Origin of the sequence: Streptomyces kronopolitis (assembly GCF_050953795.1) — a bacterium.
GTDB lineage: Bacteria > Actinomycetota > Actinomycetes > Streptomycetales > Streptomycetaceae > Streptomyces > Streptomyces kronopolitis_A.
Window position 1 is genome coordinate 6,038,007 of record NZ_CP191850.1, and the last position, 13,633, is coordinate 6,051,639.

Annotated in this window: 11 protein-coding genes; 9 read left to right on the plus strand and 2 right to left on the minus strand. The window is 74.4% G+C overall.

Features of this window, described 5'->3' with window-relative positions:
- Positions 1-90: 90 nt before the first annotated feature.
- The 6 genes from ACQP17_RS26755 (at position 91) to ACQP17_RS26780 (ending at position 4,822) form a co-directional block, all read left to right on the plus strand.
- On the plus strand, positions 91-894 hold the full coding sequence (locus ACQP17_RS26755; protein WP_433858541.1) for a helix-turn-helix domain-containing protein: 804 nt from the start codon (positions 91-93) through the stop codon (positions 892-894).
- Positions 895-997: 103 nt separating this feature from the next.
- Entirely contained in the window at positions 998-2,500 is a 1,503-nt protein-coding gene (rimO, locus tag ACQP17_RS26760) for a 30S ribosomal protein S12 methylthiotransferase RimO (RefSeq protein ID WP_433858542.1), read from the plus strand.
- Positions 2,497-3,156 carry a CDP-diacylglycerol--glycerol-3-phosphate 3-phosphatidyltransferase gene (pgsA, locus tag ACQP17_RS26765; protein WP_433858543.1) on the plus strand — a complete coding sequence of 220 codons (660 nt, stop codon included), beginning with the start codon at positions 2,497-2,499 and terminating at the stop codon, positions 3,154-3,156. Before rimO ends, pgsA begins: the two co-directional genes overlap by 4 nt.
- Positions 3,153-3,689: a CinA family protein gene (locus tag ACQP17_RS26770; protein ID WP_433858544.1), complete on the plus strand. Its 537-nt coding sequence runs from the start codon at positions 3,153-3,155 to the stop codon at positions 3,687-3,689. The genes pgsA and ACQP17_RS26770 overlap by 4 nt, the downstream gene beginning before the upstream one ends.
- A 94-nt stretch (positions 3,690-3,783) precedes the next feature.
- Entirely contained in the window at positions 3,784-4,167 is a 384-nt protein-coding gene (locus ACQP17_RS26775) for a helix-turn-helix domain-containing protein (protein ID WP_189096221.1), read from the plus strand.
- A 184-nt stretch (positions 4,168-4,351) separates the two neighbouring features.
- Positions 4,352-4,822: a Dps family protein gene (locus tag ACQP17_RS26780; protein WP_364881064.1), complete on the plus strand. Its 471-nt coding sequence runs from the start codon at positions 4,352-4,354 to the stop codon at positions 4,820-4,822.
- A gap of 812 nt (positions 4,823-5,634) precedes the next feature.
- Here ACQP17_RS26780 and ACQP17_RS26785 read toward each other — a convergent pair.
- Both ACQP17_RS26785 and ACQP17_RS26790 read right to left on the minus strand, forming a co-directional pair.
- The gene (locus ACQP17_RS26785) at positions 5,635-6,444 is read right to left on the minus strand and encodes an Fpg/Nei family DNA glycosylase (RefSeq protein WP_433858545.1); all 810 of its coding nucleotides are present in this window, start codon (positions 6,442-6,444) and stop codon (positions 5,635-5,637) included.
- A gap of 66 nt (positions 6,445-6,510) precedes the next feature.
- Positions 6,511-11,388 (minus strand): Lhr family helicase, encoded by a 4,878-nt coding sequence (locus ACQP17_RS26790; protein ID WP_433858546.1) that lies wholly within the window; start codon positions 11,386-11,388, stop codon positions 6,511-6,513.
- Positions 11,389-11,508: 120 nt separating this feature from the next.
- Between ACQP17_RS26790 and ACQP17_RS26795 the strand changes: the two genes are divergently transcribed.
- Genes ACQP17_RS26795 through ACQP17_RS26805 form a run of 3 tightly spaced genes read left to right on the plus strand, consistent with a single transcriptional unit; the run spans position 11,509 to position 13,629 of the window.
- Entirely contained in the window at positions 11,509-12,468 is a 960-nt protein-coding gene (locus ACQP17_RS26795) for an AraC family transcriptional regulator (RefSeq protein WP_433860013.1), read from the plus strand.
- 10 nt (positions 12,469-12,478) lie between these two features.
- Complete coding sequence (locus ACQP17_RS26800) at positions 12,479-13,324, plus strand: AzlC family ABC transporter permease (protein WP_433858547.1); 846 nt, start codon at positions 12,479-12,481, stop codon at positions 13,322-13,324.
- Positions 13,321-13,629 (plus strand): AzlD domain-containing protein, encoded by a 309-nt coding sequence (locus ACQP17_RS26805; RefSeq protein WP_364881071.1) that lies wholly within the window; start codon positions 13,321-13,323, stop codon positions 13,627-13,629. The genes ACQP17_RS26800 and ACQP17_RS26805 overlap by 4 nt, the downstream gene beginning before the upstream one ends.
- Positions 13,630-13,633: the final 4 nt, after the last annotated feature.

Sequence of the window (13,633 nt, forward strand, 5' to 3'; positions counted from 1 at the left end):
ACAAACTCCGCTCTCCCGCTTGCCCCACCCTTTCGCCCCACCCCTAGACTGAACTTCCAGCAGGTGGCTACACGCTCGAAAGGCGCCCCCGTGTCCATCGGCAACTCCCCCGAAGCAGACCGGCCTTCCGTCGGTGCTGCCCTCCAGAAGGCCCGTATCGGAGCGGGACTGACCGTCGAAGAGGTCAGTGCGACGACACGGGTGCGCATCCCCCTCGTCCAGGCCATCGAGCAGGACGATTTCTCCCGCTGCGGCGGCGACGTCTACGCCCGGGGACACATCCGGGCGCTCGCCCGGGCGGTGTCCCTCGATGCCCGCCCGCTGATCGACCGGTTCGACGCCGAGCACGGCGGCCGGCCCGCGCCGACCCCCGCCGCGCCGCTCTACGAAGCCGAGCGGATCCGTTCCGAGCCGCGCCGTCCCAACTGGACCGCGGCGATGGTCGCGGCGATCGTCGCCGTCGTCGGATTCGCGGGCTTCACGCTCTTCACGGGCGGCGACAAGAGCGGCGGCGGCTCGATCGCGGCCGGTGACAACGCCAAGCAGGCCCCCGCGCCCACCCGCCATCCGTCGACGATCAAGCCCCCGATCACGCCCGAGCCCTCCGACAGCGCCGTCGCCGGACTGCCGAAGGACAAGGTCACGATCAAGGTCACCGCCCGCGACGGCCAGAGCTGGATCTCCGCCAAGGACGCCAGCGGCAAGCTCCTGGAGGACGGCCTGCTCAAGAAGGGCGAGTCCAAGACCATCACCGACAAGGGGCGGATCGACCTGGTCCTCGGCAACGCCGGAGCCGTACAGCTGTACGTCAACGGCAAGGAGGTCAAGGAGATCGGCCACAAGGGCACCGTGGAGCGGCTGAGCTACACGCCGGGGGATCCCCAGGCGGGCTGAGCGCGCCTCCCGAAGGGCGTCCGCCGCCGGTTCCGGGCCCCCGGGAGCGGCGGCGGAGACCTGCGCGCCGAGGGGCCACCCGGGACGAAGTAGGCTGAGCCCCATGCCCGAACGCCGTACCGTCGCCCTTGTCACCCTTGGCTGCGCCCGTAACGAGGTGGACTCGGAGGAGCTCGCAGGCCGCCTGGCAGCGGACGGCTGGGAGCTCGTCGAGGAAGCCGCCGATGCCGATGTCGCCGTCGTCAACACCTGTGGGTTCGTCGAGGCCGCCAAGAAGGACTCCGTCGATGCCCTGCTGGAAGCCAATGATCTGAAGGATCAGGGCAGAACCCAGGCCGTCGTGGCCGTCGGCTGCATGGCCGAGCGCTACGGCAAGGAGCTCGCCGAGGCGCTGCCCGAGGCCGACGGCGTGCTCGGCTTCGACGACTACACCGACATCTCCGGCCGCCTCCAGACCATCCTGAGCGGCGGCATCCACGCCTCGCACACCCCGCGCGACCGCCGCAAGCTGCTGCCGATCAGCCCGGCCGAGCGCCAGGACGCCGCCGCGGTCGCCCTGCCCGGCCACGCCCAGACCGGCTCGGAGGAGCCGTCGGGCGCGCCCGAGGACCTGCCGGAGGGCGTCGCGCCGGCCTCCGGGCCGCGGGCCCCGCTGCGCCGCCGGCTCGGCAGCAACCCGGTGGCCTCGGTGAAGCTGGCCTCCGGCTGCGACCGCCGCTGCTCGTTCTGCGCCATCCCGTCCTTCCGCGGTTCGTTCATCTCCCGCCGCCCCTCCGACGTGCTCGGCGAGACGCGCTGGCTGGCCGGCCAGGGCGTGAAGGAGGTCATGCTGGTCTCCGAGAACAACACCTCCTACGGCAAGGACCTCGGCGACATCCGGCTGCTGGAGACGCTGCTGCCGGAGCTGGCGGCCGTCGACGGCATCGAGCGGATCCGGGTCAGCTACCTCCAGCCGGCCGAGATGCGCCCCGGCCTGATCGACGTCCTGACCGGTACCGACAAGGTGGCGCCCTACTTCGATCTGTCCTTCCAGCACTCGGCGCCCGGTGTGCTGCGCACGATGCGCCGCTTCGGCGGCACCGACAGCTTCCTGGAGCTGCTGGAGACCATCCGCGGCAAGGCGCCGCAGGCCGGTGCCCGCTCCAACTTCATCGTCGGCTTCCCCGGGGAGAGCGAGAGCGACCTCGCGGAGCTGGAGCGCTTCCTCACCGAGGCCCGGCTCGACGCCATCGGCGTCTTCGGCTACTCCGACGAGGACGGCACCGAGGCCGCCTCGTACGAGGACAAGGTCGACCCGGACGTGGTCGCCGAGCGGCTGGCGCGGGTGTCGCGGCTGGCCGAGGAGCTGACCGCGCAGCGTGCCGAGGAGCGGATCGGCGAGACGGTGCGGGTGCTGGTCGACCGGAACGACGACGAGGACGGTCTCGTCGGGCGGGCCGCGCACCAGGCGCCGGAGACGGACGGCGTCACGCTGCTGTCGACCGACCTGGAGCTGGCGCCCGGTCGTATGGTCGAAGCAAAGGTAGTGGCGAGCGAGGGCGTCGATCTCGTCGCGGAGGTGCTGTCGGTGGAGGGCACGGGGTGTACCGAGGAGGCGGCGAGATGAGCGGAATCCCGGCTTCCGCAGCGGGCGGCCCGCGCCCGGCGCCGGCCGCCCGGCAGGCCGGGCTGTGGAACATCGCCAATGTCCTGACGATGCTGCGGCTGGTGCTGGTCCCCGCCTTCGTGGTGCTGCTGATGCACGACAACGGCACCGATCCCGTCTGGCGGGTCTTCGCCTGGGCCGCTTTCGCCGTCGCCATGATCACCGATGTCTTCGACGGGCATCTGGCCCGCGCGTACAACCTGGTCACCGACTTCGGCAAGATCGCCGACCCGATCGCGGACAAGGCGATCATGGGTGCCGCACTCATCTGTCTGTCGGTGCTGGGTGATCTCCCCTGGTGGGTGACCGGGGTGATCCTCTTCCGTGAGCTCGGGATCACGCTGATGCGGTTCTGGGTGATCAAGCACGGAGTGATTCCGGCCAGCCGGGGCGGCAAAATCAAGACATTGGCACAGGGCACCGCGGTCGGGATGTACGTCCTGGTGCTGACCGGACCGCTGGCGACCTTCCGCTGGTGGGTGATGGCCGTGGCCGTGCTGCTGACCGTCGCCACCGGCCTCGACTACGTCCGGCAGGCCGTGGTGCTGCGCCGGGCCGGACTGGCCCGGGAGCGGGCCGAGCGGGCCGGGAACGCCGCGAGGGACACCGTCCGGTGAACGGGCCGGGTTCTGCCGCGGCCCGGGCGCTGGAGCTGCTCGCCGCACGGGGGCAGAGCCTGGCGGTGGCCGAATCGCTGACCGGCGGCCTGGTGGCGGGCGCGCTGACCGCCGTCCCCGGGGCCTCACGGGTCCTGCGGGGCTCGGTCACGGCGTACGCCACCGATCTCAAGCGGGAGCTGCTGGGCGTGGACGGTGCCCTGCTGGCCGCGCACGGGGCCGTGGACGGCGAGGTCGCGCGGCAGATGGCGGGCGGGGTGCGGCGGGTGCTGGGCGCCGACTGGGGCATCGCCACCACGGGCGTCGCCGGGCCCGATCCGCAGGACGGACATCCGGTGGGCACCGTTTTCGTGGCGGTGCGGGGACCGGAGGGCGCCGGGGAGGTGCGCCGGCTCACGCTGGAGGGCGACCGCGACCGGATCCGACGAGACACCATCGGGGCCGTGCTCGCACTGTTGTTGTGCGAACTTGCAGAAAATGCGCGGGCACAGGATACGGAACAACACGGGGGGAATGGATGTTTGCAGCCCTGAGTGAACACGTACTTGCGCCCGGCACGTGTACTGCCCGAGGCGGTACGGTGGGGCGAGAAGGATCCGGATCCGAGGTCCGAGGAGGGAGCCAGCGATGATTCTGCTTCGTCGCCTGCTGGGTGACGTGCTGCGCCGACAGCGTCAGCGCCAGGGCCGAACCCTGCGCGAGGTCTCTTCCTCCGCCCGGGTATCGCTCGGCTATTTGTCCGAGGTCGAGAGGGGGCAGAAGGAGGCGTCCTCCGAGCTGCTCTCGTCGATCTGTGACGCGCTGGACGTGCGCATGTCCGAGCTCATGCGGGAAGTCAGCGACGAGCTCGCGCTCGCCGAGCTGGCAGCGTCCGCGGCCGCGAGCGACCCGGTGCCCGCACCGGTACGGCCGAAGCTCAACGCGGTGTCCGTCACGTCCCTGGCCGGTGTGCCCGAGGACCGTGTGACCATCAAGTCCCCGGCCGACGTCGTGGATGTCGTCGCGGCCTGACACCCCTGTTCGTACGCATCGAAGCCCCGGCGGGCAGCACCCCGCCGGGGCTTTGTGCTGCCCGCCGGGGCGCGGGTGCGCGGCACCGCGGGGGCGTCCGGCCGGACCTGCTCGGCCGCTCCTCGGGGGCGATTCATTTGTACGATGACAAAACCGGATGAAACGCCCAAAGAGGAGTATCTGGATGTCTGTGGTCAAGAGCACACTCTCCGACGAGGGCCGCGGCATCGTCGGACGTGCCCTCCAGGGGGCACTGGTGGACCTGGTGGATCTCTCCCTCGTCGCCAAGCAGGTGCACTGGAACGTGGTCGGGCCGCGCTTCCGCTCGGTGCACCTCCAGCTCGACGACGTGGTCGCCAGCGCCCGGGCGCACGCCGACACGGTGGCCGAGCGGGCGTCCGCGATCGGGGTGCCGCCCGACGGGCGGGCCGCCACCGTCGCCAAGACCAGCGGCATCGGCGAGATCGGGGACGGCTGGATCAAGGACGTCGAGGTGGTGCGGGCCATGGTGGAGGCGCTGGCCGCGGTCATCGGCCGGATGCGGGAGCGGATCGAGGCGACCGCGGACCCCGATCCGGTCAGTCAGGACATCCTCATCGGCCTGACCGCCGATCTGGAGAAGCACCACTGGATGTTCCAGGCCGAGGCCCACTGATCGGCGGCCTCGCCCACCGACGGGCCGTTCGGCCCGGTCCGTGCGGCTCACGGCAGCCCCTTGCGGGCGTGCGAGACCGTCCACGCGCCGGGAACGCCCCGGTGCGCCCTCCCGCCGGGCGGCGGGTCCCGTCTAGCGTCGGCCGGAGGAGGCAGCCATGGGGTGGCGTGACGTCACGGCCCGCGGGCGGGCCGGCCGGCATCCGCGGGCCGTACCGGGGCGCTGGATATCCGCGGCCGTCGCCGGGGGACTGTGGTGGTGGGCCGCGGTCCGGCTGGTGCTGTGGCCGCAGTCGACGGGGGTGGTCGAAGGGGCCGTCGTCCTCGGTGGCTGGGGGCTCAGCCTGCTGCCGGTGCACTGCGTTCCGTGGACGGACCGGGGGAGCGGCAGATTCCGCCGGGTACTGGCGCGAGCGGGGCTGGGGGGCCGGGGGCGAGGGGGTGCATCCCGGCGGACCGGGGTGTCGGTGAGTTCCGGGGGGTTCGGGAGGCGGGGCGGGCGGGGTGCTGACGGGAATGGCGACGCTGTCGGGCGGATGGGGGAGGCGGGGGATTCCGGGGGACGTGAGGGGTGAGGCACGGGTGGCCGGATGTGGCGTGGACCGGCATTCCGGCTGTGGGTGCGGCTGTGGCTGCGGGTCCGGGTCCGGTTCCGGGCCTGGCTCTGCCTCCGGCCGCGGCTCCGGCCCCGGCTCTGGCTCTGGCTCCGGCTCCGGCGCAAGGATGATGTGCTGGTCCTCGGCCCGGGCGTGACACGGGTGGCCCTCGCCGGCGAGAAGGCGCCGGCCGGATGGGGCTTCGGGGCGCTCCGGGTCAGTCGGCGGGGGAGTCGCCCGGAGGGGCGGGCTGGCAGGTGGGGCACCAGTAGGTGACACGTTCCTCGGCGGTGGGGTCCCGGTCGGCGCTCCGGATCGTCGTTCCGCAGCGCAGGCAGGGGCGGCCGGCCCGGCCGTAGACCCACAGCCGGCGATCGGGGCGGGCGCTGGGTGTGGTGATGCGGGCGGGACGCCGCTTGTTGGCCTCCAGCAGCTTCTTGGCGAGGGCGGGGACCCGCTCGGGGTCGGGCAGCCGGCCGACCGGCAGCCAGGGGGAGACGCGCAGCACGAAACACAGCTCGCACTTGTAGACATTGCCGATACCGGCGAGATTGCGCTGGTCGAGCAGGGCCTCGCCGAGCGGCCGTGCCGGATCCGAGGCCAGCCGGCGCAGGGCCTCGGCGGGGTCCCAGCCGGGGCCGAGGAGATCGGGTCCCAGATGGCCGACGACCCGTGGCTCCTCGCCGGTGCGCAGCAGATCGAGTACGGGCAGGCGGTAGCCGACGGCGGTGTGTCCGGCGGTGCCGAGGATCGCCCGGATCTGGTGAGCGGGGCCGCCGCGCCAGCGCTCGGCCGGGGCGTAGATCTTCCATGCGCCGTCCATCCGCAGATGGGAGTGGAGCGTGAGGCCGCCCTCGAAGCGGGTGAGGAGATGCTTCCCGCGCGGGACCACCTCAAGCACCCGGCGGCCGCTCAGATCCACCGTGGCGAGCCGGGGTACGCGCAGGTCGCAGCGGGTCAGCGGAGCGCCGGCCAGCGCCTCGTGCAGCCGCTGGGCCAGGCGCCAGACGGTGTCGCCTTCGGGCATGCCCCCATCATGCCGGGACGAGGGCCGCGCGGGCGGGGCGCGGACGAGGGCGCGGTGCCGAGGACCTCACCCCCGCAGCCGCAGGCCGCGCGGGGTGGGGTGGAAGCCGGCGGACTCCAGGGCGGCCGCGAAGGGGGAGGTGAGGGCCGTGGTGCCGTTGATGCGTTCGGTGGTGACGGTGCCCAGGGCACCGGCGCGGGCGGCTCCCGTGAGGGCCTCGACGGCGAGCAGCACCCGCGGGTCGGTGGCGGCGCCGGCCGCCTCGTGGCCCAGGGGCCACAGCAGCAGGGTCTTGCCGCCGCGTTCCATGTAGAGCGTCAGCGCGCCGTCGACCAGGACGACCAGGGAGCCCGCCTTGCGGCCGGGCTTGTGGGTCGAACCCTCGGGCGGCTCGGGCCAGGGCAGGGCGGCGCCGTAGGCGTTGGCGGGGTCGGCGGCGGCCAGCAGGACGGCGCGCTGCGGGCCACCACGCCGGGCCGGTGCCGGTCCGCCGTCCGGCAGCGCCTCGTCGGCGGTGCGCTCCCGCTGGGTGCTGACCGCGCGCAGCCGGTCCACCGCGCCGTCCATCGCGAACTGGGCCGCGCCCAGCCCCTCCACCACATAGCCGCGACGGGCCTGCCCGGACTCCTCGAAGGCGGCCAGTACGCGATAGGCGGCGGAGAAGCCGCCCTCGACGCCCTCGGCGGCGACCGCACCGCGGGTGACGATGCCGTGCCGGTCCAGGAGCGTACGGGCCAGGGCGTGGGCGCGGTGGGTCGGATCCGGCTCGGCGGCGGGCAGCAGCGACCAGCGGCCGCCGACGGTCGGCGGGCCGGACCGTGAGGCGGTGGGGCGGAGGCCGCGGCCCGCGCCACCGGGGTGTCCCCAGCGGCCCCGGGGGGTGGCGCGGCGGGCGCGATGGGCGGTGGAGCCGGCGGTCCGGCCCGAGCCGAGGAGGGCGCGCAGCGGGGCCAGGGTGTCGTTGGTCAGCCGGCCCGACCAGGCCAGTTCCCACAGCGCGTCGGCCAGTTGCGGGTCGGTGGCGTCGGGGTGGGTGGTGGCGCGGACCTGGTCGGCGAGCTGGCGGAAGAACAGGCCGTATCCGGGGGCGAGGGCGGTCAGCAACGACTCGTGCAGCGCGGAGAGTTCCAGCGGCAGGGGCGGCGGGAGCAGCAGCGGCGCGGTGTCGGCGAGATGGAGGGAGAGCCAGCCGTCCTTCCCGGGGAGCGCACCCGCGCCGGCCCACACCACCTCGCCGGTTGCGGTGAGTTCGTCCAGCAGCGCGGGGGTGTAGCCGCCGACGCGGGACGGGAGCACCAGCTTCTCCAGGGCGGACGCGGGGACCGGCGCGCCCTGGAGCTGCTCGACGGCGCGCGCCAGGCCGTCGATGCCGCGCAGTGCGTGCGACGGGCCGCCGGGGGCCGCCGGGGCTCCGCCCGCCGCGGCCGGGCGCGGGGCGCCGACGTGCTGCCACTGGGGGAGGAAGGCGGCGAGCGCGGCGGGCGGCACCGGCTCCAGCTCCTCGCGCAGGGCGGCCAGCGAGCGGCGGCGCAGCCTGCGCAGCACCTGGACGTCGCACCACTCCTGGCCGATGCCCGCGGGATGGAACTCCCCCTGGACGACCCGGCCGGCGGCGGCGAGGCGGTGCAGCGCGCCGTCCGTGACGGCCGTGCCGAGGCCGAAGCGGGCGGCGGCCTGTTCGGAGGTGAACGGGCCGTGGGTCCGGCCGTAGCGGGACAGCAGATCGCCGAGCGGGTCCTTGACCGGTTCGGTGAACGACTCCGGCACGCCGACCGGCAGCGCCGTGCCCAGCGCGTCGCGGAGCCGGCCGGCGTCCTCGACGGCGGCCCAGTGGTCGGCGCCGGCGATCCGCACCCGGATGGCGCGCCGGGCGGCGGCCAGCTCACCGGCCCACGACGGATCCGCGCCGCGCCCGGCCAGCTCGTCGTCGGTCAGCGGGCCCAGCACCCGCAGCGCATCGGCCACCCCCTCGACGTCCTTGACCCGCCGGTCCTCCGCCAGCCACTGCAGCTCGCGCTCCAGCTCGGCCAGCACCTCGGCGTCCAGCAGCTCGCGCAGCTCGGCCTGGCCCAGGAGTTCGGCCAGCAGCCGGGAGTCCAGGGAGAGGGCGGCGGCGCGGCGTTCGGCGAGGGGGGAGTCGCCCTCGTACAGGAACTGGGCGACATAGCCGAACAGCAGCGAGCGGGCGAACGGGGACGGCTCGGGGGTGGTGACCTCCACCAGGCGGACCCGACGGGCCTCGATGTCGCGCATCAGCTCCGTCAGCCCCGGTACGTCGAAGACGTCCTGGAGGCACTCGCGGACGGCTTCCAGGACGATCGGGAACGACCCGAACTCGCTCGCCACCTGGAGGAGCTGGGCGGCCCGCTGCCGCTGCTGCCACAGCGGGGTGCGCTTGCCGGGGCTGCGCCGCGGGAGCAGCAGGGCCCGGGCGGCGCACTCGCGGAACCGGGAGGCGAACAGCGCCGACCCGCCGACCTGGTCGGTGACGAGCTGATCGACCTCGCCGGCGTCGAAGGCGACATCGGCGGCCCCCACCGGGGACTGCTCGGGGTCGTACTCCGCGCCGCGGCCGTGCGGGCCCGGGTCGGCGGCCGGGTCGAACCCGGCGTCGCCGTCGAGGAGATCGAGGCCCATCAGGTCGGCGTCGGGCAGCCGCAGCACGATGCCGTCGTCGGCGTGCATCACCTGGGCGTCCATGCCGTAGCGCTCGGCGAGCCGGGCCCCCAGCGCCAGGGCCCAGGGGGCGTGCACCTGCGCGCCGAACGGGGAGTGGATGACCACCCGCCAGTCGCCCAATTCGTCGCGGAAGCGCTCCACGACGATCGTGCGGTCGTCGGGGACATGGCCGCAGGCCTGCTTCTGCTCGGCGAGATAGCTCAGCACATTGGACACCGCCCAGTCGTCCAGCCCGGCGGCGGACAGCCGATCCCGGGCCTGATCGGGCCCGAGCGAGCCGACCTCCCGGAGGAACGCGCCGAGCGCACGGCCCAGTTCGAGGGGGCGGCCGAGCTGGTCGCCCTTCCAGAACGGCAGCCGGCCCGGCACCCCGGGGGCGGGGGTGACCAGTACCCGGTCGCGGGTGATGTCCTCGATGCGCCAGGACGTCGTGCCGAGCGTGAAGACGTCGCCGACGCGGGACTCGTAGACCATCTCCTCGTCCAGCTCGCCCACCCGTCGCCCGCCACCGCCCCGAGAGGAGGCGCTTCGCGCCGCAGCGTCTGATGGTCGCCCGCCACCGCCCCGAGAGGAGGCGCTTCGCGCCGCATCGTCTGATGGCCGCCCGCCACCGCCCTTGCCGGAATCGCCGCCCGCCAGGAACACCCCGAACAGGCCGCGGTCGGGGATCGTGCCGCCGGAGGTGACGGCCAGCCGCTGGGCTCCGGGACGGCCCGTGACGGTCCGCGCGACGCGGTCCCACACCAGGCGCGGCCGCAGTTCGGCGAAGGCGTCGGAGGGATAGCGGCCGGCGAGCATGTCCAATACGGCGGTGTACGCCGACTCGGGGAGCGCGGCGAAGGGGGCCGCCCGCCGGACCACGGCCAGCAGCTCCTCGACGTCCCAGGTGTCCATCGCCGTCATGGCGACGAGCTGCTGGGCGAGCACGTCCAGGGGATTGGCCGGCACCCGCAGCGCCTCGATCGCCCCCGACCGCATCCGCTCGGTGACCACGGCGGCCTGCACCAGGTCACCGCGGTACTTGGGGAAGACGATGCCCGTCGAGACCGCGCCGACCTGGTGCCCGGCCCGGCCGACGCGCTGCAGCCCGGACGCCACCGACGGCGGGGACTCCACCTGGACGACCAGATCGACCGCGCCCATGTCGATGCCCAGCTCCAGACTGGACGTGGCGACCACGGCGGGCAGCCGGCCGGCCTTGAGGTCCTCCTCGACCTGGGCGCGCTGCTCCTTGGACACCGATCCGTGGTGGGCACGGGCCAGGACCGGCGGCGCCCCCTTGGCGGCGCCGGACTCCGCCATCAGCTCGGCGGGGGAGTGGTGCTCGGGCAGGGCCTCGCCCGTGGCGCGCTCGTAGGCGATCTCGTTGAGGCGGTTGCACAGGCGCTCGGCCAGTCGGCGGGAGTTGGCGAAGACGATCGTGGAGCGGTGGGCCTGGACGAGATCGGCGATCTTCTCCTCGACCTGCGGCCAGATGGACGGCTTCTCACCGGTGTCGCCCTCCTGGACCGGCGAGCCGCCCAGTTCGCCCATGTCCTCCACCGGGACGACCACCGACAGGTCGAAGCGCTTCCCGGACTTTGGCTGGACGATCTCCACCCGGCGCCGGGGCGACAGATAGCGGGCCACCTCCTCCACGGGGCGCACCGTCGCCGACAGCCCGATGCGCCGCGCCGGGCGGTCCAGTTGCTCGTCCAGCCGCTCCAGGGACAGCGCGAGATGCGCGCCGCGCTTGGTGCCGGCCACCGCGTGCACCTCGTCGACGATCACCGTCTCGACGCCTCCCAGCGCCTCCCGGGCCGAGGAGGTCAGCATCAGGAACAGCGACTCGGGGGTGGTGATGAGGATGTCCGGCGGACGGTTGGCGAGCGCACGCCGCTCGGCGGGTGGGGTGTCCCCGGAGCGGATGCCGACCGTGATGTCCGGCTCCGGCAGCCCGAGCCGGACCGACTCCTGGCGGATGCCCGTCAGCGGACTGCGCAGATTGCGCTCCACATCGACGGCCAGCGCCTTGAGCGGCGACACGTACAGCACCCGGCAGCGCTTCTTCGCCTCGGCGGGCGGGGGAGCGCTGGCCAGTGCGTCCAGGGAGGCGAGGAAAGCGGCGAGCGTCTTGCCGGATCCCGTCGGCGCCACCACCAGGACGTCCGAGCCCGCGCCGATCGCCCGCCAGGCACCCTCCTGCGCGGCGGTGGGCGCACGGAACGCCCCGGCGAACCAACCGCGGGTCGCGGGCGAGAACGAGTCGAGCGCTGCGTCGGCCATGTTCCCCATCGTGCACCGGACCACTGACAACGCGGCCCCGCCCGCGCGCCGCCCGGCCGTTCACAGTGCGGACGCGCGGGACCGCCGGCCGCCGACCCGACGCAGAATGGCCGCATGGTCATGGCCGGTGAGGACGGTGCGGCCGGCGGCGAACCCGGTGCGGGCGTCACGCCGCGGGCGCGCGGGGAATGGGCGCGGCACTGGCGCCCCGCCGGGCTGCCCGGCCTCGATCTGCTGCGCGCCCGCTACGTCCGGCACTCCTTCCCCCGTCACGCCCACGAGGGGTACGTCGTCGGCGCGGTCACCTCCGGGGTCGAGGAGGTGGGGCTGCGGCAGGGCACGGTCCGGGGTGGCCGCGGCGGCATCATCATGATCAACCCGGAGGTCGCGCACTCCGCGCGGGCCGGCGCTCCCGAGGGCTGGACCTACGCCACGCTCTACCCCTCCTCCGGGATCGTCGCCGGGGTCGCCGAGGAGATCACGGGGCAGCGCGGTACTCCGGGATTCGACGCGACCGTCGCCGAGGACCCGCACCTGGGGCACCTGATCACCGAGGTCCACCGGGCCGCCGAGGCCGGCAACGCGCTCGCCGCCGACAGCCTGCTGCGCCTCCTCGTCGCCCGCCTGCTGCGCCGCTACGGAGGCTCGCTCCCGGCGCGCACGCCCCGGAGCGCCGGAGCCCGCACCGCCGCCCGCGCCCGGACCGTCCTGGAGCAGCGGATGGCCGCCCCACCCTCCTTGGAGCGGCTGGCCGAGGAACTCGGCACCAGCCCGTTCGCGCTGCTGCGGGCCTTCCGGAACGCCTACGGGATGCCGCCGCACACCTGGCTCACCGACGTCCGCGTGCGACGGGCCCGCCGGCTCCTGGAAGCGGGCAGCGCCCCCGCCGACGCGGCCGTCGCCGTCGGCTTCACCGATCAGCCCCACCTCAACCGGCACTTCACCCGCATCGTCGGCGTGCCCCCGGGCGCCTACCGCAGGGAACGCGCGGCACAGCCGGGCCGTGCGGAGTCCGCCGACAGCGGGCGTCTCACCGCGGGCGCAAGAACGTACAAGACGGCCGAGGACACCGGCTCCTAAGGTCCGGGGCGTGGCAGAACAGACAGAGATACGCACCCCGGGGCGGGCGGCACCACCGCCGGCCGCGCCCGTGAAACCCGACTCGGCCGTCATCCGGGACGCCCTCGGCGTCGGCGTCGCCGTCGGCCTCTCCGGATTCGCCTTCGGCGTGACCTCGGCCGGCGCCGGGCTCGGCCTGCTGCAGACCTGCGCGCTCAGCCTCCTGGTGTTCACCGGGGCGTCGCAGTTCGCCCTGGTCGGCGCGCTCGCGGCGGGCGGCAACCCGCTCACCGCCGCGGCCGGAGCCTTCTTCCTGGGCGCGCGCAACGCCTTCTACGGGCTGCGGCTGTCCGCCGTCCTGGGTTACCGGACCGCGGTCAAGCCCTTCGCGGCCCACTGGGTCATCGACGAGACCACCGCCGTCACCCTGGCCCAGCCCGACCGGCGCACCGCCCGGCTGGGCTTCACGGTCACCGGGCTGACGCTGTACGTCCTGTGGAACCTCACCACCCTCCTCGGCGCCCTCGGGGCCGGAGCGCTCGGCGACACCGACGCCTGGGGCCTGGACGCGGCCGGCCCCGCGGTCTTCCTGGCCCTGCTCGCGCCGAAGCTCACGACCACCGTCGAGCGGACCACGGCGGGCCTCGCCGTGGTGCTGGCCATGGTGACGCTGCCGCTGCTGCCCACCGGCGTACCGGTGCTCCTCTCGGCGCTCGCCGCACCCGCCGTCCTCCTGGGCCAGGGGTGGCGGGGGCGCACGAGGGAGGCGGACGGGACCGAGCGCCCCGGTACGGGCCCGGACCGCACCGGGACGCCACCGCCCCGCCAGGACGGGGCCCCGTCGATCGACCGCACCACCGGGGAGGACCGGGCATGAACGTCTGGATCGCGATCGCCGCCACCGCCGTCGGCTGCTACCTGGTGAAGTACCTCGGCCTGGCGGCGCCGGCCGGTGTACTGGAGCGGCCGCTCGTCAAACGGCTGGCCGCCCTGCTGCCGGTGGCCCTGCTGGCCGCGCTCACCGCGCAGCAGACCCTCAGTGACGGCCGGTATCCGATGCTCGACGCCAGGGCCGCGGGGGTGGCCGCCGCGGCCCTCGCACTCGTCCTGCGGGCGCCGTTCCTCCTGGTCGTCGCGGTCGCCGTGGTGGTCACCGCCGGAGTGCGGGCCCTTGGAGGCTGAGCGC

Bases quoted from the DNA above. Each gene is read 5' to 3' on its own strand.
- ACQP17_RS26790 (WP_433858546.1), bottom strand. From the start codon at position 11,388: ATGGCCGACGCAGCGCTCGACTCGTTCTCGCCCGCGACCCGCGGTTGG.
- ACQP17_RS26775 (WP_189096221.1), top strand. From the start codon at position 3,784: ATGATTCTGCTTCGTCGCCTGCTGGGTGACGTGCTGCGCCGACAGCGT.
- rimO (WP_433858542.1), top strand. From the start codon at position 998: ATGCCCGAACGCCGTACCGTCGCCCTTGTCACCCTTGGCTGCGCCCGT.
- ACQP17_RS26780 (WP_364881064.1), top strand. From the start codon at position 4,352: ATGTCTGTGGTCAAGAGCACACTCTCCGACGAGGGCCGCGGCATCGTC.
- ACQP17_RS26805 (WP_364881071.1), top strand. From the start codon at position 13,321: ATGAACGTCTGGATCGCGATCGCCGCCACCGCCGTCGGCTGCTACCTG.
- ACQP17_RS26795 (WP_433860013.1), top strand. From the start codon at position 11,509: ATGGCCGGTGAGGACGGTGCGGCCGGCGGCGAACCCGGTGCGGGCGTC.
- ACQP17_RS26785 (WP_433858545.1), bottom strand. From the start codon at position 6,444: ATGCCCGAAGGCGACACCGTCTGGCGCCTGGCCCAGCGGCTGCACGAG.
- pgsA (WP_433858543.1), top strand. From the start codon at position 2,497: ATGAGCGGAATCCCGGCTTCCGCAGCGGGCGGCCCGCGCCCGGCGCCG.